Annotated in this window: 33 protein-coding genes and 2 tRNA genes; 22 read left to right on the top strand and 13 right to left on the bottom strand. The window is 60.6% G+C overall.

The window, feature by feature from the left end; translation table 11 throughout:
- Positions 1-4: 4 nt before the first annotated feature.
- From AC0L2H_RS23805 to AC0L2H_RS23795, 3 genes are read right to left on the bottom strand one after another with little or no spacing between them, the layout of a single operon-like run.
- Positions 5-1,399, bottom strand: coding sequence for an NAD(P)/FAD-dependent oxidoreductase (locus tag AC0L2H_RS23805; RefSeq protein WP_473592488.1), 1,395 nt, complete (start codon positions 1,397-1,399; stop codon positions 5-7).
- A gap of 35 nt (positions 1,400-1,434) precedes the next feature.
- A complete protein-coding gene (locus tag AC0L2H_RS23800; protein WP_473592659.1) occupies positions 1,435-2,592 on the bottom strand; it encodes a patatin-like phospholipase family protein in 1,158 nt (385 codons plus the stop codon).
- Positions 2,593-2,618: 26 nt separating this feature from the next.
- On the bottom strand, positions 2,619-3,401 hold the full coding sequence (locus tag AC0L2H_RS23795) for a 3-hydroxybutyrate dehydrogenase (RefSeq protein ID WP_473592487.1): 783 nt from the start codon (positions 3,399-3,401) through the stop codon (positions 2,619-2,621).
- A 234-nt stretch (positions 3,402-3,635) separates the two neighbouring features.
- Here AC0L2H_RS23795 and AC0L2H_RS23790 point away from each other — a divergent pair, with 234 nt between their 5' ends.
- Together AC0L2H_RS23790 and AC0L2H_RS23785 are read left to right on the top strand one after the other, a co-directional pair.
- Positions 3,636-4,082: a LysR family transcriptional regulator substrate-binding protein gene (locus tag AC0L2H_RS23790; RefSeq protein WP_473592486.1), complete on the top strand. Its 447-nt coding sequence runs from the start codon at positions 3,636-3,638 to the stop codon at positions 4,080-4,082.
- Entirely contained in the window at positions 4,076-4,237 is a 162-nt protein-coding gene (locus AC0L2H_RS23785; protein WP_473592485.1) for a hypothetical protein, read from the top strand. Before AC0L2H_RS23790 ends, AC0L2H_RS23785 begins: the two co-directional genes overlap by 7 nt.
- 67 nt (positions 4,238-4,304) lie before the next feature.
- On the opposite strand, the gene AC0L2H_RS23780 is transcribed toward AC0L2H_RS23785, so the two are convergent.
- From AC0L2H_RS23780 to AC0L2H_RS23760, 5 genes are all read right to left on the bottom strand, one after another.
- The gene (locus AC0L2H_RS23780; RefSeq protein WP_473592484.1) at positions 4,305-4,769 is read right to left on the bottom strand and encodes a DUF302 domain-containing protein; all 465 of its coding nucleotides are present in this window, start codon (positions 4,767-4,769) and stop codon (positions 4,305-4,307) included.
- A 41-nt stretch (positions 4,770-4,810) separates the two neighbouring features.
- Positions 4,811-6,013, bottom strand: coding sequence for an MFS transporter (locus AC0L2H_RS23775; RefSeq protein ID WP_473592483.1), 1,203 nt, complete (start codon positions 6,011-6,013; stop codon positions 4,811-4,813).
- Positions 6,014-6,096: 83 nt separating this feature from the next.
- The gene (locus tag AC0L2H_RS23770) at positions 6,097-6,579 is read right to left on the bottom strand and encodes a cupin domain-containing protein (protein WP_473592482.1); all 483 of its coding nucleotides are present in this window, start codon (positions 6,577-6,579) and stop codon (positions 6,097-6,099) included.
- Positions 6,580-6,773: 194 nt separating this feature from the next.
- Positions 6,774-7,688 carry a LysR family transcriptional regulator gene (locus AC0L2H_RS23765; RefSeq protein WP_473592481.1) on the bottom strand — a complete coding sequence of 305 codons (915 nt, stop codon included), beginning with the start codon at positions 7,686-7,688 and terminating at the stop codon, positions 6,774-6,776.
- A gap of 230 nt (positions 7,689-7,918) precedes the next feature.
- On the bottom strand, positions 7,919-8,194 hold the full coding sequence (locus tag AC0L2H_RS23760) for a hypothetical protein (protein WP_473592480.1): 276 nt from the start codon (positions 8,192-8,194) through the stop codon (positions 7,919-7,921).
- Positions 8,195-8,430: 236 nt separating this feature from the next.
- On the opposite strand from AC0L2H_RS23760, the gene AC0L2H_RS23755 reads away from it, so the two are divergent.
- The 5 genes from AC0L2H_RS23755 to AC0L2H_RS23735 all read left to right on the top strand — a co-directional run bounded on the left by AC0L2H_RS23755 (position 8,431) and on the right by AC0L2H_RS23735 (position 12,112).
- On the top strand, positions 8,431-9,261 hold the full coding sequence (locus tag AC0L2H_RS23755; protein WP_473592479.1) for a patatin-like phospholipase family protein: 831 nt from the start codon (positions 8,431-8,433) through the stop codon (positions 9,259-9,261).
- A gap of 254 nt (positions 9,262-9,515) precedes the next feature.
- A complete protein-coding gene (locus tag AC0L2H_RS23750; protein ID WP_473592478.1) occupies positions 9,516-9,785 on the top strand; it encodes a BufA1 family periplasmic bufferin-type metallophore in 270 nt (89 codons plus the stop codon).
- A gap of 44 nt (positions 9,786-9,829) precedes the next feature.
- Positions 9,830-10,858, top strand: a complete 1,029-nt coding sequence (gene bufB, locus AC0L2H_RS23745) for an MNIO family bufferin maturase (protein WP_473592477.1) — start codon at positions 9,830-9,832, stop codon at positions 10,856-10,858.
- Positions 10,845-11,630: an HvfC/BufC family peptide modification chaperone gene (locus AC0L2H_RS23740; protein ID WP_473592476.1), complete on the top strand. Its 786-nt coding sequence runs from the start codon at positions 10,845-10,847 to the stop codon at positions 11,628-11,630. Before bufB ends, AC0L2H_RS23740 begins: the two co-directional genes overlap by 14 nt.
- 11 nt (positions 11,631-11,641) lie before the next feature.
- Positions 11,642-12,112 (top strand): DoxX family protein, encoded by a 471-nt coding sequence (locus AC0L2H_RS23735; RefSeq protein ID WP_473592658.1) that lies wholly within the window; start codon positions 11,642-11,644, stop codon positions 12,110-12,112.
- A 455-nt stretch (positions 12,113-12,567) separates the two neighbouring features.
- On the opposite strand, the gene AC0L2H_RS23730 is transcribed toward AC0L2H_RS23735, so the two are convergent.
- A tRNA-Thr gene (locus tag AC0L2H_RS23730) sits at positions 12,568-12,642 on the bottom strand.
- Positions 12,643-12,800: 158 nt separating this feature from the next.
- Between AC0L2H_RS23730 and AC0L2H_RS23725 the strand changes: the two genes are divergently transcribed.
- The 11 genes from AC0L2H_RS23725 (at position 12,801) to AC0L2H_RS23675 (ending at position 19,407) form a co-directional block, all read left to right on the top strand.
- Positions 12,801-12,995, top strand: a complete 195-nt coding sequence (locus AC0L2H_RS23725; RefSeq protein WP_473592475.1) for a hypothetical protein — start codon at positions 12,801-12,803, stop codon at positions 12,993-12,995.
- Positions 12,996-13,128: 133 nt separating this feature from the next.
- Complete coding sequence (murA, locus tag AC0L2H_RS23720) at positions 13,129-14,421, top strand: UDP-N-acetylglucosamine 1-carboxyvinyltransferase (protein ID WP_473592474.1); 1,293 nt, start codon at positions 13,129-13,131, stop codon at positions 14,419-14,421.
- A 148-nt stretch (positions 14,422-14,569) separates the two neighbouring features.
- The gene (locus tag AC0L2H_RS23715) at positions 14,570-15,001 is read left to right on the top strand and encodes a DUF2948 family protein (RefSeq protein WP_473592473.1); all 432 of its coding nucleotides are present in this window, start codon (positions 14,570-14,572) and stop codon (positions 14,999-15,001) included.
- A gap of 10 nt (positions 15,002-15,011) precedes the next feature.
- The gene (hisD, locus tag AC0L2H_RS23710; protein ID WP_473592472.1) at positions 15,012-16,304 is read left to right on the top strand and encodes a histidinol dehydrogenase; all 1,293 of its coding nucleotides are present in this window, start codon (positions 15,012-15,014) and stop codon (positions 16,302-16,304) included.
- 6 nt (positions 16,305-16,310) lie between these two features.
- Positions 16,311-16,796, top strand: coding sequence for a UPF0262 family protein (locus AC0L2H_RS23705; RefSeq protein WP_473592471.1), 486 nt, complete (start codon positions 16,311-16,313; stop codon positions 16,794-16,796).
- A gap of 48 nt (positions 16,797-16,844) precedes the next feature.
- Positions 16,845-17,255, top strand: a complete 411-nt coding sequence (locus AC0L2H_RS23700; protein ID WP_473592470.1) for an arsenate-mycothiol transferase ArsC — start codon at positions 16,845-16,847, stop codon at positions 17,253-17,255.
- 195 nt (positions 17,256-17,450) lie between these two features.
- Positions 17,451-17,669 (top strand): translation initiation factor IF-1, encoded by a 219-nt coding sequence (gene infA, locus AC0L2H_RS23695; RefSeq protein WP_006329283.1) that lies wholly within the window; start codon positions 17,451-17,453, stop codon positions 17,667-17,669.
- A 90-nt stretch (positions 17,670-17,759) separates the two neighbouring features.
- Positions 17,760-18,386 carry a Maf-like protein gene (locus tag AC0L2H_RS23690; RefSeq protein ID WP_473592469.1) on the top strand — a complete coding sequence of 209 codons (627 nt, stop codon included), beginning with the start codon at positions 17,760-17,762 and terminating at the stop codon, positions 18,384-18,386.
- A gap of 83 nt (positions 18,387-18,469) precedes the next feature.
- On the top strand, positions 18,470-18,661 hold the full coding sequence (yacG, locus tag AC0L2H_RS23685; protein ID WP_473592468.1) for a DNA gyrase inhibitor YacG: 192 nt from the start codon (positions 18,470-18,472) through the stop codon (positions 18,659-18,661).
- A gap of 228 nt (positions 18,662-18,889) precedes the next feature.
- Positions 18,890-18,965, top strand: a tRNA-Phe gene (locus AC0L2H_RS23680).
- Between the two features lie 160 nt (positions 18,966-19,125).
- The gene (locus AC0L2H_RS23675; protein WP_473592467.1) at positions 19,126-19,407 is read left to right on the top strand and encodes a hypothetical protein; all 282 of its coding nucleotides are present in this window, start codon (positions 19,126-19,128) and stop codon (positions 19,405-19,407) included.
- A 53-nt stretch (positions 19,408-19,460) separates the two neighbouring features.
- Here AC0L2H_RS23675 and AC0L2H_RS23670 read toward each other — a convergent pair whose 3' ends face one another.
- From AC0L2H_RS23670 to AC0L2H_RS23660, 3 genes are read right to left on the bottom strand one after another with little or no spacing between them, the layout of a single operon-like run.
- Complete coding sequence (locus tag AC0L2H_RS23670) at positions 19,461-19,757, bottom strand: hypothetical protein (protein ID WP_473592466.1); 297 nt, start codon at positions 19,755-19,757, stop codon at positions 19,461-19,463.
- Complete coding sequence (locus AC0L2H_RS23665; protein ID WP_473592465.1) at positions 19,754-19,993, bottom strand: hypothetical protein; 240 nt, start codon at positions 19,991-19,993, stop codon at positions 19,754-19,756. Before AC0L2H_RS23665 ends, AC0L2H_RS23670 begins: the two co-directional genes overlap by 4 nt.
- Positions 19,990-20,268 (bottom strand): hypothetical protein, encoded by a 279-nt coding sequence (locus tag AC0L2H_RS23660; protein WP_473592464.1) that lies wholly within the window; start codon positions 20,266-20,268, stop codon positions 19,990-19,992. The genes AC0L2H_RS23665 and AC0L2H_RS23660 overlap by 4 nt, the downstream gene beginning before the upstream one ends.
- A 91-nt stretch (positions 20,269-20,359) precedes the next feature.
- Here AC0L2H_RS23660 and AC0L2H_RS23655 point away from each other — a divergent pair, with 91 nt between their 5' ends.
- The 4 genes from AC0L2H_RS23655 (at position 20,360) to AC0L2H_RS23640 (ending at position 22,273) form a co-directional block, all read left to right on the top strand.
- Entirely contained in the window at positions 20,360-20,524 is a 165-nt protein-coding gene (locus AC0L2H_RS23655; protein WP_473592462.1) for a type II toxin-antitoxin system antitoxin, read from the top strand.
- 103 nt (positions 20,525-20,627) lie between these two features.
- Positions 20,628-20,912, top strand: a complete 285-nt coding sequence (locus AC0L2H_RS23650; protein ID WP_473592461.1) for a hypothetical protein — start codon at positions 20,628-20,630, stop codon at positions 20,910-20,912.
- 110 nt (positions 20,913-21,022) lie between these two features.
- Positions 21,023-21,838: a hypothetical protein gene (locus tag AC0L2H_RS23645; RefSeq protein ID WP_473592459.1), complete on the top strand. Its 816-nt coding sequence runs from the start codon at positions 21,023-21,025 to the stop codon at positions 21,836-21,838.
- 207 nt (positions 21,839-22,045) lie between these two features.
- Positions 22,046-22,273, top strand: a complete 228-nt coding sequence (locus AC0L2H_RS23640) for a hypothetical protein (protein ID WP_473592458.1) — start codon at positions 22,046-22,048, stop codon at positions 22,271-22,273.
- Positions 22,274-22,280: 7 nt separating this feature from the next.
- Here the strand turns inward: AC0L2H_RS23640 and AC0L2H_RS23635 are convergent, their stop codons facing one another.
- Positions 22,281-23,156 carry an ATP-dependent DNA ligase gene (locus AC0L2H_RS23635; RefSeq protein ID WP_473592457.1) on the bottom strand — a complete coding sequence of 292 codons (876 nt, stop codon included), beginning with the start codon at positions 23,154-23,156 and terminating at the stop codon, positions 22,281-22,283.
- Positions 23,157-23,182: the final 26 nt, after the last annotated feature.

The following is a 23,182-nucleotide window of genomic DNA, read 5'->3' as shown; positions in this document are numbered from 1 at the left end:
ACGCTCAATGGAGCTTGACCCGAGACCTGGTGCGCCTCGCGAGTATCTCGCCTATCGAATCCAGAACGGTCTTCAAAGTCCCGTGCACGGCCTTGAGATGCATCTTGTAAAGCGAGCGATACATCAGCCGGGCAAGCAGGCCTTTGATCTTCAGTCCGCCGATCAAGGCACCAAACGAGCCGTAGTCCGCAAGCGAGACAAGAGAGCCGTAATCACGGTAGCGGAACGCCGGCGCGGCCCGTCCAGCCAGACGCGCGGCAATCACCTTGACCAGGTGATCCGCCTGCTGATGGGCCGTCTGGGCACGTGGCGGCAGGGGACTAACCTCACCAGGGAGGAGACAACTTGCGCAATCGCCAATCGCAAACACATTTTCGTCCCCTCTGGCTTGCAGAGTTTCATCCACGACCACCCGGTTGATGCGGTCTGTCTCGAGGCCGTCGAGTTGTTTCAGAAAATCCGGCGCCTTGATTCCGGCGGACCAGACGACCAGCTCCGCCGGCACGAACAGCTTCTCGCCAAGCCTGACGCCGTCCTCCGTCACCTCGGTGACCTTGATCCCACAGCGTATCTGGACACCGAGGTCGCGCAGCAGATGCGCCGAGGCACGTGCCAGATGCTCGGGCAAGACCGGCAGGATGCGTGGCCCCGCCTCGACGATGGTGATGCGGATCAGCCTTTCGAAGTCGATGTTGTCGAGATTGTGCGAAGCGATCTCCCGCATCGACTTGTGGAGTTCGGCGGCCAATTCGACGCCGGTAGCCCCCGCCCCAACGATGACGCAATGGAGCTGGCCGGGTGAGAGCTGCTCGTATTGCGCATTGGCGCGTAGGCATGCGTCTATCAGGCGCTTGTTGAACCGGGCAGCCTGGTCGGCTGTGTCAAGCGCGATTGCGTGGCGAGCCGCCCCCGGCGTGCCGAAATCGTTGCTGACGCTTCCGACGGCCAGCACCAGAGTGTCGTACACCAGCACACGTGGGGGTATGATTTGCCTGCCATCGTCGTCGAAGCTTGGCGCGACAAAGACCTGTCGCTGGGCGCGGTCGATGCCGACCACTTCACCGATGCGGTATCGATAATGGTGACGACTGGCATGGGCGATGTATTCCACCGCATCATTCGATGGGCTTAGTGTGCCGGACGCCACCTCGTGCAGGAGCGGTTTCCAGATATGGGTGCGATTGCGGTCGACAAGTGTAATCGAAAGCCGTCGCTTGCCGAACTTGCGGCCAAGGTGCGTCGCCAGCTCCAATCCGCCCGCGCCGCCACCGACGATGACGACGCGATACAGCGTGCTATCCGTATGGGATGGCGTCTCCGGTATCGTGCGGAAGAGCGCGGCGTCGTTGGCGAGCACCGCTTCCGGAACCAGCCGCATCCCAGGAGTGATGATCTGCATCGCTAGTCTCCGTCTCTTTCCTCGGTCCCGCCAACTCACTCTTGCGATTCGTGGATGACGATGCCCTGCAGCATGTCGACGTCGCATACCCATGGCTTTTCCGAGAGCACGCGCTGGCCATGCTCATATCCGGCCTGCCAGCGCGTGCGGATGCCTGAGCGGGTGAAGTCGATGTCCTTGGTGTGGTCTTCGCCGTCGAGGCGCGGTGACAGCAGCCGGACAAGGTGCATGACCGAGGGGCAGCCATAGGATGCGAGTTCCCTAAACATCGGATCCTCGCGCCGCTCCTCGGGGACAAGCCTTCCCATTTCGCGCACGACGTGCCTGAGACGATGCAGTTGCTCCTGCCGGGCCACGTGGCTGCGGCCGCGACTGGCGTATTGAAGATCCTTTTGCCGACCCATGACCTGCCAGATCGATTTCGGCTCGGTGGCACGAGGCTGCCACATGTTGACGGCAAAGATCAGCGCGTCGCGCCGCGGACGTTCGTCCAGCACGACCTCGATGGGTGTGTTCGAATAGATGCCACCATCCCAATAGGGCTCACCATCTATGCAGACCGCCGGAAAGGCGGGCGGCAGGGCGCCAGATGCCATGACATGCTCCGCCGACAGGATCATCTCGCGGCTGTCGAAATATTTGAGTTCGCTGGTGTTGACGTTGACCGCGCCAACCGTCAGCCGGGTATGGCGACGGCTGAGGTAGTCGAAGTCTATGAGGTCATTCAGAGTCCTCTTGAGCGGATCCGTGGTGTAGTATGCGGCATTCTCCACACCGACTTCCCGGTTCACCCCGAACATGGCACTTGGGTTCGGTTCGAAGAATCCCGGTATCCCGCGCACCACCGTGCCCATATTGGCGAAGATGTTGCTTGGAACCATCATCCGGAAAAAGTCGTCGAGTGGACTGCTGCGGCTGACACCGTCCCAGAATTCACGAAGTCTCGGCAGCCGGTCCTTCGGCTTATTTCCCGCAATCAGCGCCGCATTGATGGCGCCGATCGAGGTGCCTATAACCCAATCGGGCTCAATCCCGCCTTCAATGAGGGCCTGGTAGACGCCGGCCTGATAGGCTCCAAGCGCGCCGCCCCCCTGCAGCACCAACACAGTCTGGCGCTGGGCCGAACCATCGGCGACATCGGCCGACGCCGGCAAGGGTTCCGATGCTGACGGATTTCGGGTGATTTTGTTCATGGTCATCGAGCTCCTCGTTGCCGGTTTCAATGCGCGGTCCAGCCGCCTTCGATCGGCATGATGGCGCCGGTGATGGAGGCCGCGTCGTCCGAGGCCAGGAACAGGCAGAGCGACGCAACCTGGGCCACGGTCACGAACTGCTTGGTCGGCTGTGCGGCCAGAAGCACGTCCTTGATGACCTGCTGTTCCGTGATCCCTCGCGCCCTGGCCGTGTCTGGTATCTGCTTCTCGACCAGCGGAGTGAGGACGTATCCGGGACAAACCGCATTGACAGTGATGCCCTGCTCGGCGACTTCCAGCGCCACAGTCTTGGTCAGGCCGGCGACGCCGTGCTTGGCGGCGACATAGGCCGACTTGTATGGCGAGGCGACAAGGGCGTGGGCGGACGCGACGTTGATGATGCGACCCCATTTGCGCTCCTTCATCGCCTGCAGCGCGCGCCGGATCGTATAGAAGGACGACATCAGGTCGATCGCCACGACCGCCTCCCATTTCTCGATCGGGAAGTCGTCGATCGGCGCGACATGCTGGATGCCGGCATTGTTGACGAGGATGTCGACCGCGCCGAATTCGGCGATCGCCTTGTCCATCATCGCGGTGATCGCGCCGCCCTTGCTCATGTCCGCATCGTCGTAGCGAACAGTCACCCGATGATCGGCGGCAAGCCTTGCTCGCAGCACTTCGATCTCACCGGCATCACCGAAGCCGTTCAGCACGATGTTGCAGCCCTTGGCGGCGAAGGCCTCGGCTATGCCTTGGCCGATGCCGCTGGTCGAGCCTGTGATGAGTGCTGTCTTTCCTCTGAGCATCGTCGTTTCCTTCGGTTCGAGCCGCGGCCGGAAGGCCCAGTAAACGGCTGCTGGCTTCGATTTCTGGGCCAAGTATGGGGGGCTGCTCAAAGCGGCGGAAATGCCGTTGAGACATGGATTCGATAGCCGACGGTCAGATGGCCGCCTTCAGTGGCGCCCTGGCTTGTTTGACGTAGCGGCAACTTGTAAGATCAAGCCGCAACACTGAAGAAGATGCCGCTGAGGGTCGGCATCATGAGCACGATTGCTCCGGACGAAATCATCGAGCTAATCTCGGCCGTTCGAGCCCACCACCCCGGCGTTGAGCTTCATCTATGCGATGCCGACGCGCCCAGTTTGCGGCGACGGCTGCTCGAGGGCGACCTCGAGGCCGCGATATATGCGCTCCCGTCAAACGCGCCTGACGATGGGGTGCACTCCCTGGCGCTTTTCAAGATGGTGATGGCTGTTGACCTCGCTCATCGTCTGGCCAACCAGAGCTGCGTGCGCGTCAAAGACATGTGCAATGAAAGCTACATCCATCGCAATAACTGTGAATTCGCCGGCTATGCGGACGCCATTCTCGCCGAGCAAGGCGTGACCGTCAGCCCCGTCTACTGGAGCGATCGCGACGATTGGACGCTCGCGATGATCGCGGCCGGGCTCATGCCCGAGCATACCGCCAAGCACCAGGAGTGGTAGCCCTGCCGGTCACCGAACCGGAGTTCTGGCGGGAGGTCAATCTCATCACAGTTCGTGGCCGCAGGCATTCGCCCGCGGTCGGCGCGCTGGTGCGCGAAGCCACGCAGAAGAAGTGGTTCGGCGAGCGGGCGAAGGCATTGTCCGCCGCCGAGTAATCTTGTGGTGTGAAGCAGCATGTCCGGCATGCCTGGCCTGCCGGACCTCTGGCAACATTGACCTGGCTCAATTCTTTCTGATCGTCGAGGTCACGGACTGGATGACTTCGGTCGCCATCTTGAACTGTGGCTCGCGATCGGTAATGCCATGTCGCTTGGCGATCCATTCGAAATCACTGTAGGCGGCGTAAACCGCGCCGTCAGAGGTCTGATAGACCAGCACACGCACCGGCCAGTCGAGACCGGCCTCCGGGTTGGACGTGATGAAGGTCGTGCCCAGCGCCGGATTGCCGAACATCACCAGCCGCGACGGCCTGACGTCGTTGCCAGCGTTGTTGCCAAGCCTTCCCTGGTCGATCACGCCAAAGAACTTGATGCCCTTCTTGAACACGTCCTTCTTGATGCGGGCCACGGTTTCGGCGACGGAATAGTCGCTCTTAACCGTGACGACGCCATCCGAAGCAGCGGCCGGAACGACGACCGTGACAAGCATGGCGGCGCCGGCAAGCAAGGTTTTCAGGTAGGTGGTCATGTCAGTCTCCTTTGTTGAATCATGATTTTTGGTCGTCGGTCTTATTTGTTTGGCGTTTGAAGAAACCGCGCGACCAGGATCGCGGCGGCGAGGATAGCAACGAGCACCGCCACGCATGCCGCCCAGCCGGTCCGGTCGTAGACCAATCCGGTGACGAAGCTGCCGGCGAGCCCGCCCGCATAATAGGAGGCGAGGTAGATGCCGCTTGCAGCGGCGCGGTCGCGCGAGGCTGTCCGGCTGACGTGTCCCGTCGCTATCGCCTGTGCCAGAAAGGTGCCAATGGCGACCAGCGCCATCCCGGTGAGAACGATCGAAAGGCTGGTCGAAAGCAACAGCAGAAGGCCGAGTATAGCCAGCGCAAGCGTTGCACCAATGCCGACCCTTGGGCCGAGGCCCGCAGCGACACGGCCGGCCAGCGGCGTGGTCAGCATGGAGGGCAGAAAGACGAAATACACCAGCCCCAGCGCCATGGGCGACAGCGACAACGGTGCCGCGACGAGCTGGAAATTCACATAGGTGAAAGTGCCTATGAAGACGAACAAGATGAGAAAGCCGATCACGAAGCAGGCGCGTAGCTCGGGAATACTCAGCGGGCCTTTCCAGGCTGCGCGGGCAGGCTCGCCTGTCACATCGGTTCGCATAGCAGCGGATGTGTTCTGCAGCGTGAACCAAACAAGAGCCGCACCGATCAGATTGAGCGCGGCAAATGTCAGGAAATTGGAAGAGATGCCGAATGTGTCGGCTACGGCGGCCGACATCAGCCGTCCGAAGAAATTACTGGCAACATTGCCGGTCACATAGGCTGCAAGTGCACTGGTCGTCTGGCGCGCGGAAAAATGTTCGGCCAGATAGGCCATCGTCAGCGTGAACGCAGTCGACATGCACAGGCCCTGTGCAACGCGCAGCATAGCGAAGACGACAATATTGTCGGTCTGCGACAGCAGCGTCGTTGGGATTGCCAAAACGGCAAGGCTTATCCAGATGCCGTTGCGGCGATCCAGTCGCTGCCCGAAAAGTGCTACTGCGATCCCGGCCAGAGCCATGCCGAACGTGCTGGCGTTGACAGCCAAGCCCATGGTCGCACGACTGACGCCGAACTTTATCACCAGCGATGGCAAGATGGCCTGGGTGGCAAACAGATCGACAAGCGTGAGAAACGCGATCACGGCGATCAGGCCGAAGCGCCAACTGTCGGCAGCAGCCATGCCCAATCGCGTCGGTTCGATGCGTTCGCTCGTCGTCATGGCAAGGCTCCGTCGTGGGACGTCCTCAGGCGACCGCCTGAGGACACTTTGAATTGCGGTTAGAGGAAGGCTGCTGGCGCGATTCACATAACGTGGTCGTCGTGCATCGCTGGCGGCAGCAGGTCGGCCGAGTAGAGCACGGCTTGAACCTTGCCGTTGTTCTTCCACCAATGGGCGAGCTGGCCGAACTCGGCGGTTACGTCGCCGGCCGAATGCTCAATTCCCACCTTGCAGGTGCTGCGATATTCGGTGATGGAGCCCTCGACGATCAGGATGTTGGCTGGGCGAACATTGTGTTCATGCCACGGCACGACTCCACCCGGCTGAACAACCAGCTTCCGCAGGCGCAACATGTTGCCTTTCCAGGCTTCGCCCTTGCTGCTCAGGTCGATTGCCGAGAGAACCGTGTCGGTAACACCAACCGGCTTGCTGGGGTGCTCCTGGATGTCGGTCGTCGCGGCCTGGCCGGCGGGGCAGTCACCGGCGAAGGCCGGCGCGGTGGAAGATGCCACGGTTGCGGCAAGCAATCCCATTGCAAGTGCAAGCTCGAGTTTTTTGGTAGCCATCTTGTATTTCTCCTTTGTCGGTGCCCAAACGCGGGAGGCGGGGCATGACAAGGAGAGTGACCTGAGCGACAAGGAAAGAGAAATGCTGACTGGCTCTCAAATCGATACCTGAAAACTATCGCCGACCATCACGGCGACGCGAACAATCGCGCGGCGATAAAGCCGCACGTCACCATAACTTTATCGACGTTGCTTTAAGCTGCAGTCCTGCGGATCACTTGCGCAATGGGACTTTCCGGCCAGCCATGCGCCTTAACGCTGTTTACGAAGGCCGATGCCGCTGGAGAAAACCTGCGTCCCGCGACGACCACCAGGGATACCTCCCGCCAGACTTCAGGATCAACGACAGGGCGGACCTGCAGGCCCGGGATCACCGCGCTGAATTCCGGGATGAAGCAGATACCAAGTCCGCCGGAAACCATGTTCTGGATCCAGTCCTCGCGCTCGCTGGCGTAAGAGATCCTGAGCTTCACGCCGCGGTCGTTGCATAGGCCAGCGAGGTGATCGCGATATTCACAGTTGAGACGTCTGAGATAATTTTCACCGTCGAGTTCGGAGATGGTGACATTATCGTTGCGGGCCAGACGGTGGCCGTTCGGGAAAGCAAGGACAAAGCGTTCGCGATAGAGTGGGGTCACATCGAACCTATCTGGAAAGCTGTCGCTGGACGCCATAATAGCGACGTCGATCTCTCCCGATTCAAGCAACTGAGAGAGCGATGCCGGCACGCCCTCGACCAGCTGCAGCTGGATGCCCTGCTGGCGCCTGTTGAAGTCCGCCAGGAGGCCTGTGAAGCGGCGCGGGCCGATGGTGCACATGACGCCGACCTTGAGGTTGGCGTTTTCCAGACACAGAAACCGCGACGCCTCCCGTCGCACACCGGTCAATTCATCGAGGATCTGCTGGAAGCGGGGACGTAGCAGCACGCCCAGGTCGGTGAGATGGGTCAGGTTTCGTTCGCGGCGAAACAGCAGACCCCCGACCTCTTCCTCCAGTTGCTGGATGGCGCGCGACAAAGCCGGCTGAGTGACGTTGCACTTTTCACCGGCGCGCGTGAAATTTCTAGTCTCGCATACGGCAAGGAAGTAACGGATGTGATGAATGTCCATGCCGCTTTCTCCCGAGTTGCAAACGAGGATTCTCGTGAATTCGGACCGTGCCGCAAAGCTCGTCTCAGCGCCAATGCACTGCGGCTATAAAGTCGATAGCAGCCCGTCATGGAAGTGATGATCTTAGGCAATGGATACCGAGCATGACCTGGAAACGCTGTCCGACAAAAAGAAGATGGCGAGCAACCTACTCGCCATCTTTTGATCGGGTATTGGTGGCGTTTAGAGGCTCAGTTGGCGCCGCCAAGCGCCTGCAGGTTTGCGCAAAACTCGGCGTATGGCTTGCTCATCGCCGCATCTTGGCATTCCTTCATCATCGCGCTCTTCTTGTCCTTGGCCATCGCCGCCCAGGCGGCCTTGAATTCGGCCTTTGGCTTCATCGTCTTCATGCTGGCGTCGGTATAAAAGGGCTGCATGTTGTCCTGTTCGTCGAGCGCGCCGGCTAGTGCCGCGCTGCTCAAAACGGAAAGTGCAAAAACGCCGAGGCAGATAGCTTTGATATTCATGGCATAGTCCTTCTTTGAGGTTAGGCAGTCGTTCCATCGACAACTGCGTCAAGACTGGCAGCAAATTAACCTCTGCGGTTCCTTCTTGCCGACCTGGACTTTGCTGCAATCCGCCCTCAACTCGCCAATGCAATCTGCCTATGGACTTCATGCCACAACGGCATTTCGCCAACAGAAGATGACGCGGCAATCTACCTTCAAACGCCCTAGCCGGCGATTGGGATGGAGGCAGAGAGATGAATGTCCACGTCGAAACCGACCAAGCTTTAGTTCCTGGTGCTATGTCGTCTTTGGAAGAGCGGCAGCGCGTCGACATTGTCCTGGCAAGCGACGCACACGGCGCCTTTGTCTGGGGCGTGCTCGACCGCTTGCTGGATGAGCCTGGCCTTTCCTTCGGCAGCATCACCGCGTCCGGCTTAGGCGCCATGGAGGCCGCGGTTCTGGTCTACGGCCTGTCCCTGGGCCGCCGCCATGGCGCACGGACGGCGCTCACCAACTTTTGGCGGCGCGTCAGTCATGCGACGATGTTCACGGCCGATACCACCCATCCGCTGAGATCGATCCTGGAACAGTCGATCGACATAGCGGAGATCCGCAAGGAAAGCTGCCCGGTGAGGCTCAGCATCCTGGCTTCGAATGCCCGCACCGATGCGGTGAAGACTTTCACCGGCGATCAATTGTCGATTGACGCGATCCTGGCGGCGGCCACGATCCCTTTCCTCTTCCCGGCCGTCGAGATCGACGGCGACACCTATTGGGGCGATGGCGACGTTTCGGCTTTGCCGCTCGTCCAGCCGTTTGAAACCGGCCATCGGCTGATTGTCACCGGCAAGCCCGCATTGTTCATGGCGCCTTGTGTGGATCGCCGTCTCGCCGCCATTCCTTGTGCGCTGACGTGCGCGCCAATTCACACCATCTTCGACAGCCAGCATCGGGCCGCCTCGGCGCTGTTCGCAAGGTCATGGACCGACTGGGGTGAGTTAACCGACATGCGCGACAGAGGTCGCGAACGAGCTGAGGACTGGCTTCTGGCCGATCATACGTTGTGGACGACTGCTCGGCCGTAGACAGCAAAAACCGATACGTCTAGGCGCCTCCCTCCCGCCTAGCCGCGCCTGCTTCGCTTCGCTCACGAATGCGGGCGCCAAGCCCTCCGGTTCCCCGCCGGAGGGCTTTTTTGCTTGAGCCGATTCAACATAGTGACCGCGTATCAAATCCATGCCGAGACAGCATTTCAGCTCGGCCGCCGGATCAGGGACACTGCTTGCAGACAGGCCGCGAGGCCAGTCTTTCCCTCGAAACGCAACCAGGAGATATGACCGTGATCAATACAAAGAACCTTATCGGATCGGCCCTCGCTGCGGCCACCTCGCTCGCCGCAACGGCGGCTTACAGTGGTCCTGCCGCCCAGCCCAAATTCTCGTTCGAGAAGTGCTACGGCGTCGTCAAGGCGGGCCAGAATGACTGCCAGACCGCAACGCATTCCTGCGCCGGCACCGCCACCGCCGACAACCAGCCGGATTCGTGGCTCTACGTCCCCGCAGGCAGTTGCGCAAAGATCGCCGGCGGCAGTGACAAGCCGAAAGCCTGAACGACCCAGACTTCGACCCAACCCACTTGGAAAGGAGCAGACCGATGTCCCGTGCATTTCAGCCCCTCACGATCCCGGCATCCGCGGGTATCGGTCTTCGCTCTCCTCACATCAGCGAAATGCTGACCCGCAGGCCCTCCGCTGGCTGGCTCGAAGTGCATGCCGAGAACTACATGGGAGACGGCGCCGGCGTCGAGGCGCTGGAACGGCTGCGCCAGATCTATCCGCTATCGGTGCACGGCGTTGGCCTGTCGCTGGGCAGCGCGCGAGGGGTCGACTGCGATCATCTGGAAAGGCTGCGCAAGGTGTGCGAGCGCTTCCAGCCAGATTTAGTCTCGGAACATCTCGCGTGGAGCGTCGCCGACGGCGCCTATCTCAACGACCTGCTGCCGCTGCGCTATGATGAAGAGGCGCTGGCGATCGTGGCGCGCAATGTCGCGACGGTCCAGGACACGCTGAAGCGGCAGGTGCTGATCGAAAACCTGTCCGCCTATGTCGCCTTTGCGGACTCCTCGATGAACGAAGCGGAATTTCTGGCCGAGCTTGTGGCGCGGACCGGCTGCGGCCTGCTGCTCGATGTCAACAACGTCCAGGTTTCGGCACACAATCTTCAATATGATGCGAAGGCGTTTATCGATGCGTTGCCGGCCGATTCCATCGGCGAGATCCATCTTGCCGGCCATGCGACCAATCAGGTCGGAGCAGACACCGTGCTCATCGATGACCATGGCTCGCGGGTCCCGCCGGTCGTTTGGTCACTCTACCAGCATGCCATAGACCGGCTCGGACCGCGCCCGACTTTGATCGAGTGGGACACCGATGTCCCCGTTCTCGATGTGCTGCTTGGCGAAGCGATGTGGGCCGACATGCTCACCGCTTCGATCATGTTCAACCGCAAGCAGGCCGCGAGACAAGCCGCTGCAGCCAAGCCCCGGACGATGCCCACCCTGCTTTCCTTCGAAAGCGCGAGGACCAGCATGCCCGTGCTTGCGGCATTCGCCGCCGCCAAGGCCGGACCAGCCATTCTCACACCGTTGCCGCCAATGGAGGGAGCATACCATGCTGCCGCTTGAACACCTGCAGACCACCATGGCGCGCTCGGTGCTCGCCATGGAACCAATGATCACCTCGAATATGCTGACCGCTGGCAAGGCCGATCCGTTGGCCCGCCTGCGCATCTACCAGAACAATACGCGCAGCTCGCTCACGGCAGTGCTGATGGCGGTCTTTCCCGTCACGGTTCGCCTTATCGACGAACGTTTCTTCCGTTTCGTGGCAAGCGAGTTCATTCGACGGCATCCTCCGGTGGAGTCACGGCTTGCGTGCTATGGGGCCGGCCTCCCGCGCTTCCTGAAGACGATCGACACGCTGTCCGACATGCCGATCGTCGCCGAAACGGCTCGGCTCGAATGGGCCATCGCTGAGGCGCTCGATACCGCTTCGCTGCCACCCCGCACCCTTGCGGACTATGACAAGACCGACCTGGGGCCTTCACCCGATATACTGCTACAGCCATCGCTCAGGCTGATCGTTTCACACTGGTCGATTCTGTCTGTGTGGACAGCGCACCAGCAGGGCACAACTGTCGACCGGCATTGCACCTGGACGAGACGCCCCGAACGCGTGGCGTTGTGGCGGGCCGGGAACAGCGTTCGCCTGGTTCTTCTCGACCGCCCAGACTTCGCCTTCCGCCATTCTCTCAAGCACGGCCTCGGCCTCGAACATGCTGCAAGCCGCGCACACGCGCTCGAACCTAACTTCGACCTCGTTTCCGCGCTCGTGCGCCTGTTCGCCGACGGGCTCGTCACAAACGTGCGCATCACCGTGCCTCCCTGCTCAAACTGATGGAGAAAGTCATGACCGCAATTTCAGAGCATTCCTCGACAAGCCAGGCCGGTCTGTTCGGTTTCTATAAGCGTGTGATCAAACTGCCCGAACACATCCCATTCTCGCTAGTCCAACTCGCGGCACGCATCGCGGTCGCGCATGTCTTCTGGCAGTCAGCTCAGACAAAGCTGGCGTCCTGGCCGGTGACGCTGCAGCTTTTCGCAAACGAATACAATCTGCCGTTCATCGATCCGTCGATCGCAGCGCCTATGGCGACGACAGCCGAAATCACCGGCTCTGTGCTGCTCTTCCTGGGGCTGTTCTCGCGCCTCGGCGCGCTGATGCTGCTCGGTGTTGTATCGATGATCCAGATCTTCGTTTTCCCCGAGAACTGGGCCGAGCACCTGCTATGGGCTTCATTGCTGCTTCTGGTGTTGACACGCGGTGCTGGTGTGTTCTCGATTGACTATATCGTAGCCCGGATCTTCTGGCGAAATTAAGTAAGATTGCAGAGCACAGGGCGGGCGTTTGGAGTTGTAGACCATTAAGGTTGAGCCACGCTGTCCGCGCCGAGGAGATATGCGTCGCAAGTCAACGGTAGCGAAGATCCGTGTCCGCAGCTCATTCAATCAGGGAACATTGCGTGCGCGGTGCTTTGCTGTGTTCTTACCAAGTTATACCAGGCGGCCTGCGATAACGCTGGCGTGAGGTCGTAACAGTCAGTCACGATTAAACGAAATACCAAACTGTCACGGTTGTCGGTCTTCCGGATCCGACACACCGCATCACGTAGGTCCCAGCAACTCGAGCGTTTAAAATGACTGTCCTTGCCCTACCCCGGGCACGATCTTTCTGCAAATGAGATTGGAGCCCTTGAAGACAACATTTACGCCTACAACCGGCATGCAGTAGGACGCAGTGATGCTCAAGGCCTTGGCTTTGTAATGGGACAGGCTGGTGCTGCGAGAGAGGATTGAACTCTCGACCTCTCCCTTACCAAGGGAGTGCTCTACCACTGAGCTACCGCAGCCGCCGATGGCGGGGCTTCTGCCATATCGAACCGGCAAGCGCAAGGCCAAGAGCGAGTATGTGTGGAAGCCGGCTCCGGACGGCTTTGCAGGACATGGCGGCGCCACAATGTTGGCTATGCCTGATTGACGCTGGCTAATCGCTAGCCGAGGCGGGACCATGAGCGACAAGACGAATTCATCGGACAAGGACGGTGCACCGAAGAAGGGCGGCGCGGACCGCAAGAGCCGGCTGGCGGAGCAATTGCGCGCCAATCTGCAGAAGCGCAAGGCGCAGTCGCGCTCGCGGCGCACCGGCGATGCCGACAGGCGCCCAGACGGGCTTCAGGCGTCGAAGGCAATACAAAAAGATTAATTCAAATGAGGCATTCTTGGCCGGGTCCCGGGAAATCCCGTTTCTTGAACCGGGGCGGGCAATGGTCTAGACCGGCCGCTGGACCAGACTCAACCGATTAAACACCGGCATTGGCCGAGGGGACATCTCTTCCATGGATCGCATCAGAATCGTCGGCGGCAACAAGCTTGCCGGAAGCATCCCGATCTCGGGCGCGAAGAACGCGGCACTGCCGCTGATGATCGCCTCGCTGCTCACCGACGACACGCTGACCTTGGAAAACGTGCCGCATTTGGCCGATGTCGAGCAGTTGATCCGCATCCTCGGCAACCATGGCGTCGACTATTCGGTCAATGGCCGCCGCGAAAAGCAGCATGAGGGCTATTCGCGCACCATCAATTTCTCGGCCCGCAACATCGTCGACACGACAGCCCCTTACGAGCTGGTTTCGAAGATGCGCGCGTCCTTCTGGGTGATCGGCCCGCTGCTTGCCCGCATGGGAGAAGCCAAGGTGTCGCTGCCCGGCGGCTGCGCCATCGGCACCCGTCCGGTCGACCTGTTCCTGGAAGGCCTGCAGGTGCTGGGCGCCGATATCGACGTCGACACCGGCTATGTCATCGCCAAGACCAAGAACGGCCGTCTGGTCGGCAACCGCTACGTGTTCCCGAAAGTTTCGGTCGGCGCCACCCATGTGCTGATGATGGCGGCGTCGCTCGCCAAGGGCGAGACGGTGCTGGAAAACGCCGCTTGCGAGCCCGAGATCGTCAACCTCGCCGAATGCCTCAACGCCATGGGAGCCAGGATTTCCGGCGCTGGCACGCCAACCATCACCATTGACGGCGTCGAGGCACTGTCGGGCGCGCGCGTCCGCGTCATTCCCGACCGCATCGAGACCGGCACCTATGCGATGGCAGTGGCGATGACCGGCGGCGACGTCGTGCTCGAAGGCGCGCGGCCCGAGCTGTTGCAGACCGCGCTCGATGTGATTTCGCAGACCGGCGCCGAGATCACGCAGACCAATTCCGGCATCCGTGTGAGGCGCAACGGCGCCGGCATTTCGCCTGTCGACGTGACGACCGCGCCCTTCCCGGCCTTCCCGACCGATCTGCAGGCGCAGTTCATGGGCCTGATGACCATGGCCAAGGGCAGGTCGCGCATCACCGAGACGATCTTCGAAAATCGCTTCATGCACGTCCAGGAGCTCGCCCGGCTCGGCGCCCACATCACGCTGTCCGGCCAGACGGCGATCGTCGACGGCGTTTCCAAGCTGAAGGGCGCGCCCGTCATGGCGACCGATCTTCGCGCCTCCGTCTCGCTGGTCATTGCGGGTCTGGCGGCCGAAGGCGAGACCACGGTCAACCGTGTCTACCACCTCGACCGTGGCTTCGAGCGGCTGGAAGAGAAGCTGTCCGGCTGCGGCGCGGTGATCGAGCGGATTTCAGGATAGGCAATCGGCGGGATTCCAGAGCCTGAGGCCAGTTATCGATCTCAGTGCTGGAGCGATTGGCTTGGGCAGGGTCCGTGGTGCGGTTGCACGGACTGGAAAGACCGCCTAACAGAAGGCTGAATAGTCAACCTTCAGGTGTGAAATCCGCATGGCTCTCAAGCTTGTCGCACTCGACGATCAGGATCTGAGCATTGTCTCGGCTCATGTCCAGGACGCCGTGATGAAGGTCGGCGACCTGGAATACCTGCCGGCGGCCAAGCGTTTCGTGCTGACCATGCACCGCTTCGTCTGGGAGGCGAAATCCGGCCTGTTTCGCCAGCACAATGAGCGGCGGCAGGCCGTGCTGCATTTCGACCGGGTGCTCGGCGCCAAGACCAGCGGCATCGCCCGCGACAAGCCAGGCGAGGTGCTGTCGCTGCTGGCGATCAGCTTCATCGAGATCAGCAAGCCCGCCGGCATTGTCGAGCTGATCTTTTCTGGCGGTGGCGCGATCATGCTCGATGTCGAGTGCATCGAGGCGCGGCTCGCCGACATTGGCGGCGCCTGGGAAGCGACGTCGCGTCCTATCCACAGAGCCTGAGAAGCACAAGATGGCCATTACGCTTCGCCAGTCCGACACCGATTTCGAGCAGCGTTTCGCCGCCTTCCTGTTGACCAAGCGGGAGGTTTCCGCCGATGTCGAGGCCGTGGTGCGCCAGATCATCGCCAGGGTGCGCGCCGAGGGCGACGCGGCGTTGATCGACTACACCAGGACATTCGACCGGGCAGACCTGAAAAGCCTCGGCATCGCGGTCTCCAAAGACGAGATCGCCCGCGCCTATGAGGGCGCCGATCCGGATACGATCAGGGCGCTCGAATTCGCCCGCGACCGCATTCGCGCCTATCACGAACGGCAGCGGCCGAAGGATGACCGCTATACCGACGCCGCCGGCGTCGAGCTCGGCGCGCGCTGGACGGCGATCGAGGCGGTCGGGCTCTACGTGCCGGGTGGCACGGCGAGCTATCCAAGCTCGGTGCTGATGAATGCCATTCCTGCCAAGGTCGCCGGCGTCGAGCGCATCGCCATGGCGGTGCCCGCCTCCGGCGGCGCCGTGCCGCCGCTGGTGCTGGTCGCGGCCGATCTGGCAGGCGTGTCCGAGATCTACCGTGTCGGCGGCGCGCAGGCGATCGCGGCACTTGCCTATGGCACCGAGACGATAAAGCCCGTCGCCAAGATCGTCGGACCCGGCAACGCCTATGTCGCGGCGGCCAAGCGCCAGGTGTTCGGCACCGTTGGCATCGACATGATCGCCGGACCTTCGGAAGTGCTGGTGGTGGCCGACGGCAGCAACAATCCGGACTGGATCGCCGCCGACCTGCTCGCCCAAGCCGAGCATGACGTGTCGGCGCAGTCGATCCTGATCACCGACAGTCCAGCCTTCGGCGTAGCAGTCGAACAGGCAGTGGAGCGCCAGTTGCAGAGCCTGTCGCGCGGCGAGACGGCGGCAGCGAGCTGGCGCGATTTCGGCGCGGTGATCCTGGTGCCTTCGATCGAGGCGGCGCTGCCGCTGGTCGACCGCATCGCGGCCGAACATGTCGAGTTGGCAATTGACGATGCCGAGGGCTTCCTTTTGCGCATGCGCAACGCCGGCGCAGTCTTTCTCGGCCGCCACACGCCGGAAGCCATCGGCGACTATGTCGGCGGCTCCAACCACGTGCTGCCGACGGCGCGCTCGGCGCGCTTCTCGTCGGGGCTTTCGGTGCTCGATTTCGTCAAGCGCACCTCGATCCTCAAGCTCGGGCCGGAGCAGTTGCGGCTGCTGGCGCCCGCGGCCATCGCCCTGGCCAAGGCGGAAGGGCTCGATGCGCATGGCCGCTCTGTCACTATCCGGCTGAACATGTAGGCTGCGATGTCGGACTACGATCGAACCAGTGCCAGGCTGATCGATGTCGAACTCGACGAATCGATCGGCCGCTCGACGCCCGATGTCGAGCATGAGCGGGCGGTGGCGATCTTCGACCTGATCGAGGAGAACAGCTTCCGGCCGGTCAATGACGACGGCGCCGGGCCCTACCGGCTGAAGCTGTCGCTGGCCGAGTCCCGCCTGGTCTTCGCGGTGACGCGCGAGGACGGCACCAAGGTGGTCACCCACATCCTGTCGCTGACGCCGTTCCGGCGCATCGTCAAGGACTACTACCTGATCTGCGAAAGCTACTACGACGCCATCCGCTCCTCGACGCCCAGCCATATCGAGGCGATCGACATGGGCCGGCGCGGCCTGCACAATGAAGGCTCGCAGACGCTGATGGACCGGCTTACCGGCAAGATCGACATCGACTTCGACACGGCGCGCCGGCTGTTCACGCTGGTCTGCGTGCTGCACTGGCGAGGTTAGACCCTGGCTGCCGGCCCCGCGCCCCGCTCGATCCTGTTCGTGTGCGGCATGAACGCCGTACGCTCGCCGATGGCCGAGTTGCTGGCGCGCCGGGCGCTTCCGGCCACGATCTTCGTTGCCTCGGCTGGCGTGCGCGCCGGCGAGCGAGACCCGTTCGTCGACGCCGTGCTTGCCGAGGACAGCCTGTCGCTGGGCGAGCGTCACCCTAGGACCCTGGACGATCTCGAGGACGACTATTTCGACCTGATCGTCACGCTGGCGCCGGAAGCGCATCACGCCGCACTCGAACTCACCCGCTCGCTCGCCGTCGACGTGGAATACTGGCCGACGCCGGACCCGACAAATGCCGGCGGCACGCGCGAGCAGGTCATGGCCGCCTATCGCGACGTGCGCGAGCGTCTGAAGGCGCGGATATCCAGCCGTTTTCTCAATATCGAGGCAAAAAGCGACGCGGATTAAGCGTGTTCACAAGCGCACGATTATCATATAGGTTCCGCCCAAATTCCGGCTAGAGTCGGGTGATTTCAGGTCTGTTCGACCTGAAATTTGAATCCGCCTCTAAAGAAGTAGAGCATGATGTCGTCCGAAAACCGCTTCACACTTTTCGGCATCATGCTCTAGGCGCTGGAACTGCCATCCAAGCAAAGGTATCGAATGCCGAAGGAAGAAGTCCTCGAGTTTCCGGGTATCGTCACGGAATTGTTGCCCAACGCGATGTTCAGGGTGAAGCTTGAAAACGAACACGAAATCATCGCCCACACGGCCGGCCGCATGCGCAAGAACCGCATCCGCGTGCTGACTGGTGACAAGGTCCTGGTCGAGATGACGCCCTACGACCTGACCAAAGGCCGCATCACCTACCGTTTCAAGTAAGAGCGCCAGAGCATCGGACCGAAAAGTGCGCAGCGGTTTTCGGACAAATCCCATGCTCAAACGAAGAGATAGAGCCCGGCCGGATTAACGATGAGCATTTTGCAGAAGCTGGTGCTTGCTTCGGGTTCACCGCGCCGGATCGAACTCTTGCAGCAAGCCGGCATCGAGCCGGACCGTGTGCTGCCGGCCGATGTCGACGAGACACCGTTGCGCGCCGAGCATCCACGTTCGCTGGCCAAGCGCCTGTCGAAGGAAAAGGCCGAGAAGGCACTGGCCTCGCTCAGCACCGAAGAGGACTATAAGCCCGGTTTCGTGCTGGCCGCCGACACGGTGGTCGCTGTCGGCCGGCGCATCCTGCCCAAGGCCGAAACGCTCGACGACGCGTCCAACTGCCTCGGGCTGTTGTCGGGCCGTTCGCACCGGGTCTATTCCGGTATCTGCCTGATCACGCCGGCCGGCAAAGTGCGCCAGCGGCTGGTCGAGACCAGGGTGCGCTTCAAGCGGCTGCCGCGCGATGAGATCAACGCCTATGTCGCCTCGGGCGAATGGCGCGGCAAGGCGGGCGGCTATGCCGTCCAGGGCCTGGCCGGTTCTTTCGTCGTCAAGCTCGTCGGCTCCTACACCAATGTCGTCGGCCTGCCGCTTTACGAAACGGTGGCGCTGCTCAGCGGCGAGGGGTTCAAGGTGCACGCCAACTGGATGTCGGCTCGACCGTGAGTTGGGAGGTGGGCATGAATTGGAGGTGGGCATGAGTTTGGGGGCAGCAACAAGTTCGAGGCGATCATGAGTTCGAAGCTAACATGAGCCCGGATGACAAGGTGACGCCGCTGCGCCCCAAGCGCCCCTGCCCCGAATGCGGCAAGCCGTCGGCGCGCGAAACCTATCCGTTCTGCTCGACGCGCTGCAAGGACATCGACCTCAACCGCTGGCTGAAGGGCGCTTATGTCATTTCGGCCCGTGACGACGAGGAAGACACCGACGGCGAGAAATGAGGCTGTTCAGGCAGGCCCGCGGTGCTCCTGCTTGAACCATGATCTCGTTCGAAAACCGGATTGCACTTTTCCGGATCATGGTCTGGTGGATGCCTTATCTTTCCTGCTTGAAATCAGCGCCTAAGCGCTGGACAGGCCGGATTCCCGTGCTATAACCCACGCGCTTTCAAGGGGCGCCGAGGGTGCCTTCAAGAAATCCGGAGCGCGAGTTTTCGTTAGCCGGAACAGGCCCAGATAGCTCAGTTGGTAGAGCAGCGGACTGAAAATCCGCGTGTCGGTGGTTCGAATCCGCCTCTGGGCACCATCACTTTCCACAATAAAAACAAACACTTGGATGGAAACGGGTTGCAGCAAAACCCGATTGCCATGTCGCGTCATGTTGCAACTGACTACCGTTGATTTCCAAGGGTTCCCTGTCACACTCGGCAAGTCCACGCGACATGGCTGCGACATGGGGGAACGCTATGGGTGCAATCGAAGACGTTCGCAAATGGCTGGCTGACATGCCCTTATGGCGGGAACTCGGGAAGATGCCTGACCGGATGGCGGCGATCGAGGGCCGGATGGCGGCGATGGAGGAAAGGCTCAAGACCCGGCCAGGCGAGACCTGTCCAAAATGTGGGGAGCATTCCATGCGGCTCACGATGGCAGGCCGCGTGGTTGGCGAAATGGGCAAGCAGCAGCGAAGCGACGTTTGGAGTTGCGCTAACTGTGACCACCTGGAGCAACGGATCATCAAGTTCTAAAAAGCCCGCCACCGTGAGGCAGCGGGCTTCAAGTGGACAAGTTGTCCGGTTGATCAGTGTCGGCCCTTCGGCGCGTCTAGAAACTCAAGGAACGCGTTGGCTACTTCCGTCCCGCTGGCGTCGGTGCGAGCGGTGTCGCAGCTCCGCACGATAGCGGCGGCGATCTGGAGCATGTCAGCCCTGCTCCCGACGATCCTTGCCACCACGACGTTTTCTGGACTGTTGTCCATGGTCGAGCGCTGAGCAACAAACAGGGTGAGCCTGAGATTGTCGCCCATCACCGTCGTTGGTGCATTTCCTGTGACGAAGACATCTGGAACGATGGCCGGTTCGATAAGTGGCGTGCTCATGGCGCGTCCCATCCAAGCGCTTCGTAGTATGCGTTCCTTGCTGTTTTAGACATCGACATCGCAACACAGGCGACGAAAAACAGCCGGTCGCCTTCCGCCTCGGGGATGATGTAGTGGCCCTTTTCGGGAGTGCTGCCGAAATGCCCCTCCAGCATACTCATCAGCACGTCGCCCATGTTGATAGAGTCGCAGATCAGCGGCTCCAGATCCTGAACCTTTGACTTGTCGATATTCATGAGGCACCGCCGATCTTGCCTTCGTGGCTTTCGAGGGCGTCATGCATCGGTGCATGAAGTTCGATCGCCAGTGCGAGGAGGTTCGGCAGGGAATGAACCACCTCCTGCGAGGGCTCATCCTGCAACTTCCTCGCTGCGTATTCAGCAACGCGCAGGATCGCCAGCAGATCATAGCTGGTGTCGATGATCTGGTCCGCCGTCATGTCGCCTTGGGGAATAAAGCGGCTGCTTGCGGGCATGCCTTCGGCGGCAGCCCGAACAGTGGTGTTCAGCATTGGGTTTCTCCCGTTGGTTTAGTTTGCTTACTCTCTCACAATCGCATACATTGTCGTCGATCGTCAACTACATTGTATGAGGTTCGCACACATGGTCAGAACAGCGCCGATTTCATTCCGCATCGAACAGGGTTTGAAAAATGCCCTGGAGGAAGCAGCGAAGGATGACATGCGGTCTGTGTCATCGATGGTCGAGAAGATTCTGACCATGTATCTGCGGGACAAGGGCTTTCTGCCGAAGGGCACGGCAGAATAATTCAAGCACGCCCCCCCCAAGCAGGTGCAGCTTGTAATTCGAACGCGCCTCCCTTTACATGGATCGACCATATTAAGGGGGAGGTTTTATGGTCCGAATATGCATGATGGCTGTGATTTTGGCCCTCGCAACCAGTCGCGCCTCAGCCACTTGCTTTCAAGGCAGCGATGTGAACGGAGCTCTGCAGTATCTGGTCTGTCTGCACAATGAACAGGCGGACACCATCAGCGACCTTGCCAGGACTGTCAGTTCCAATGCCGACATTGCCAACACGAACGAGGGTCGTCAGTCCAACAGGGTCGAGGAACTAGAAAGCCAGATCCGTGATCTTAAGATCGAGGTCTATGACCTTCGACAAAGATTGGGCACTCTGGAAGCTGCTCGATAGCGAAAGAGGGTTAAGTAGCCAGCACGCCCCTTGCCGGTGCGAAGCTTGCGCGCACTTAAAAAGGGCGACATCCTGCGCCTCCTCGAGCGCACAGGAATGGGGATGGGGCTTTGATCGCGAAGTTGGATGATCCGGTTGTCGATAACGCAATAAACATTTGTACACAGGGAAGTTTGTATAGCAGCGTCACCTTCGAAAAAGACAAACAATCCGAATACTTGGAAACTTTTAGAGACGAGAATTTTCAGTTTGACACTCATTGCATTTGGTGCAGGAAGCCAAGTACATTCAAAACTTTTAGGCAGGGCAATCATTATAGTAGTTGGCTTGCCGCAGCTAACAATCGAATATTGCCCGGATTGTTCACAGCTATTTTGAGATGCCAACGAGAACACACTCATCTTTACAGCTATCTATTTAGTTGGACTAGCGAGTCAATTATAAAGGTCGGACAATTTCCGTCGCTGGAAGACATCGCGTCGTCTGATATCCATCGCTTTCGAGCAGTTCTAGAGCCATCATACTTTTCGGATCTTCATCGAGCGGGCGGGCTATTCAGCCACGGCATTGGCGCCGGAGCCTTCGTCTATCTCCGACGGATTTTCGAGCGTTTGATCGTACGGCATCACGAAGAACTCCCGAACCCCATCGAGAGTTTTGCGACAATGCGAATGGATGAGAAGATCACTGCCCTGAAAGCAGTGTTGCCCGCGGCTCTGGTTGAAAACAAGGCCGCTTACGGAATTCTAAGCAGCGGCGTGCACGAGTTGGATGAGGAGACCTGTAAGAAACACTTCCCAATAGTACGAGCGGCGATTATCGCCATCCTGGAAGAAGATCTTCAGGCGCGTGAAAAACGGAAGGCGGCCGACGATTTGAGGAAGGCAATCGCCTTGGCGGCTGGCGAAATCAAGGCGTCGAAGTGATGATCTTCCTTTGGCTCAATACCGTTGGTTTAATCCTCTCGGCTGCTGGCGTGATCGGGCTATTTTTCTTCGGGATACCTTTTCGAGTTCGGACCGGGGCGCAACCTACATCGTAGTGGATAGCGATCTCGGAGCGCTTGCCTGGCGCCTAGGAATATGGTCCTCATGATGCCGGTGCGGCGATCCACTCAAACGGAGATCGCCCCAATGGCCAGAACCAAACCCTCTAAGCAGCTTTCACAAGCCGAGATCGAGCGCTTCATGTCGGCGGCGGAAGGGCTTCACAAGAGCATCGTCCAGCCGCTGATATCGCCGAGCTGCGATCACTACCGGGCGCTCAGAGAAGTGCATGAAGCCCTGCTCAAATCGGTGAAGGACATCACCGGCCAGGATGCAGCCTTCATCAAGTGGAACGGCACCGGGCCGGTGCGGTAGCAACTTCTCATTTCTCGCGAAAATCCTGCAGCGAGGCATGGCGCAAGTCTTCCTCGCCCCGCAGGTGCTTCACGCGACCGATTAAGCCCGGTTTGACCCAATGTGTAGCTGGCCGCTTCATGTCCTTAGGCGCCGGGCCAGCGTGCTCTTGGACGCGCTTCCAAAGACGTTCGCGGATTGCTCGGCTGGAGTTGATGAAGGCGGAGCCGACGTATTTGCGCGTGCCTATTTCGCCCATCAGGGCGAACGCCGGCTTGCCGGCCTCGCGCTCGACGCCGAGCAGCTCGTATTCGCCGATTACGAAGCTCTTGATCTTCAGCCAGTTGGTCGACGGGCCGCTGCGATACTTGCTGTCACGGCGCTTCGACACCATGCCTTCGAGGCCGGCTTGGTCGACCAGGTGGTATATCGCCTTGGCATCACCAGGCAGCGCCTGGCTGAACTGGATGCGGATACCGGCGGGGATGAGGCCGGCGAGGATCTCTCGCCGCTCGTCCAGCGCCATGTCGCGCAGATCGTGGCCGTTGAGATGCATGATGTCGAAGGCGACGAAATAGAGGTCGTGCTGGCGGCGCGTGATCGCCTTACGCAGCGCGGCGAAGTCCGACAGGCCGGCTTCGTCGAGAACGATGATCTCGCCGTCGATGATGGCGCTTTCCACGCCTTCCAGAGAGCCGGCGGCCGCGGCGAGGTCGCGGTATTTGGATGTCCAGTCGAGACCGCGCCGGGTCAGGATGCGTGTGCCCGCCTCGTCGATGATGATCTGCGAACGGTAGCCGTCGAACTTGACCTCATGGCTCCAGTCGCCGCCTTCCGGCGGCTTGTCGACAAGGGTCGGCATCAAAGGCTGGATGAACTTCAGACGCTCGCGGGCGTTACCCATGCACTCGAAAACTCCGGGACGCGATT

This window comes from Mesorhizobium sp. WSM4871 (assembly GCF_055811295.1).
The sequence above is the reverse complement of the archived record's forward strand: the minus strand, read 5'-3'. Positions and strand labels throughout refer to the sequence as shown.

Bases quoted from the DNA above. Each gene is read 5' to 3' on its own strand.
- AC0L2H_RS23665 (WP_473592465.1), bottom strand. From the start codon at position 19,993: ATGAATATCGACAAGTCAAAGGTTCAGGATCTGGAGCCGCTGATCTGC.
- AC0L2H_RS23805 (WP_473592488.1), bottom strand. From the start codon at position 1,399: ATGCAGATCATCACTCCTGGGATGCGGCTGGTTCCGGAAGCGGTGCTC.
- AC0L2H_RS23740 (WP_473592476.1), top strand. From the start codon at position 10,845: ATGCTGCCGCTTGAACACCTGCAGACCACCATGGCGCGCTCGGTGCTC.
- AC0L2H_RS23755 (WP_473592479.1), top strand. From the start codon at position 8,431: ATGAATGTCCACGTCGAAACCGACCAAGCTTTAGTTCCTGGTGCTATG.
- AC0L2H_RS23770 (WP_473592482.1), bottom strand. From the start codon at position 6,579: ATGGCTACCAAAAAACTCGAGCTTGCACTTGCAATGGGATTGCTTGCC.
- murA (WP_473592474.1), top strand. From the start codon at position 13,129: ATGGATCGCATCAGAATCGTCGGCGGCAACAAGCTTGCCGGAAGCATC.
- AC0L2H_RS23690 (WP_473592469.1), top strand. From the start codon at position 17,760: ATGAGCATTTTGCAGAAGCTGGTGCTTGCTTCGGGTTCACCGCGCCGG.
- AC0L2H_RS23635 (WP_473592457.1), bottom strand. From the start codon at position 23,156: ATGGGTAACGCCCGCGAGCGTCTGAAGTTCATCCAGCCTTTGATGCCG.
- AC0L2H_RS23800 (WP_473592659.1), bottom strand. From the start codon at position 2,592: ATGAACAAAATCACCCGAAATCCGTCAGCATCGGAACCCTTGCCGGCG.
- AC0L2H_RS23775 (WP_473592483.1), bottom strand. From the start codon at position 6,013: ATGACGACGAGCGAACGCATCGAACCGACGCGATTGGGCATGGCTGCT.
- AC0L2H_RS23780 (WP_473592484.1), bottom strand. From the start codon at position 4,769: ATGACCACCTACCTGAAAACCTTGCTTGCCGGCGCCGCCATGCTTGTC.
- bufB (WP_473592477.1), top strand. From the start codon at position 9,830: ATGTCCCGTGCATTTCAGCCCCTCACGATCCCGGCATCCGCGGGTATC.
- AC0L2H_RS23675 (WP_473592467.1), top strand. From the start codon at position 19,126: ATGGGTGCAATCGAAGACGTTCGCAAATGGCTGGCTGACATGCCCTTA.
- yacG (WP_473592468.1), top strand. From the start codon at position 18,470: ATGAGCCCGGATGACAAGGTGACGCCGCTGCGCCCCAAGCGCCCCTGC.
- AC0L2H_RS23640 (WP_473592458.1), top strand. From the start codon at position 22,046: ATGGCCAGAACCAAACCCTCTAAGCAGCTTTCACAAGCCGAGATCGAG.
- AC0L2H_RS23725 (WP_473592475.1), top strand. From the start codon at position 12,801: ATGAGCGACAAGACGAATTCATCGGACAAGGACGGTGCACCGAAGAAG.
- AC0L2H_RS23790 (WP_473592486.1), top strand. From the start codon at position 3,636: ATGAGCACGATTGCTCCGGACGAAATCATCGAGCTAATCTCGGCCGTT.
- hisD (WP_473592472.1), top strand. From the start codon at position 15,012: ATGGCCATTACGCTTCGCCAGTCCGACACCGATTTCGAGCAGCGTTTC.
- AC0L2H_RS23670 (WP_473592466.1), bottom strand. From the start codon at position 19,757: ATGAGCACGCCACTTATCGAACCGGCCATCGTTCCAGATGTCTTCGTC.
- AC0L2H_RS23650 (WP_473592461.1), top strand. From the start codon at position 20,628: ATGATGGCTGTGATTTTGGCCCTCGCAACCAGTCGCGCCTCAGCCACT.
- AC0L2H_RS23715 (WP_473592473.1), top strand. From the start codon at position 14,570: ATGGCTCTCAAGCTTGTCGCACTCGACGATCAGGATCTGAGCATTGTC.
- AC0L2H_RS23760 (WP_473592480.1), bottom strand. From the start codon at position 8,194: ATGAATATCAAAGCTATCTGCCTCGGCGTTTTTGCACTTTCCGTTTTG.
- AC0L2H_RS23795 (WP_473592487.1), bottom strand. From the start codon at position 3,401: ATGCTCAGAGGAAAGACAGCACTCATCACAGGCTCGACCAGCGGCATC.
- AC0L2H_RS23735 (WP_473592658.1), top strand. From the start codon at position 11,642: ATGACCGCAATTTCAGAGCATTCCTCGACAAGCCAGGCCGGTCTGTTC.
- AC0L2H_RS23660 (WP_473592464.1), bottom strand. From the start codon at position 20,268: ATGCTGAACACCACTGTTCGGGCTGCCGCCGAAGGCATGCCCGCAAGC.
- AC0L2H_RS23655 (WP_473592462.1), top strand. From the start codon at position 20,360: ATGGTCAGAACAGCGCCGATTTCATTCCGCATCGAACAGGGTTTGAAA.
- infA (WP_006329283.1), top strand. From the start codon at position 17,451: ATGCCGAAGGAAGAAGTCCTCGAGTTTCCGGGTATCGTCACGGAATTG.
- AC0L2H_RS23765 (WP_473592481.1), bottom strand. From the start codon at position 7,688: ATGGACATTCATCACATCCGTTACTTCCTTGCCGTATGCGAGACTAGA.
- AC0L2H_RS23705 (WP_473592471.1), top strand. From the start codon at position 16,311: ATGTCGGACTACGATCGAACCAGTGCCAGGCTGATCGATGTCGAACTC.
- AC0L2H_RS23700 (WP_473592470.1), top strand. From the start codon at position 16,845: ATGAACGCCGTACGCTCGCCGATGGCCGAGTTGCTGGCGCGCCGGGCG.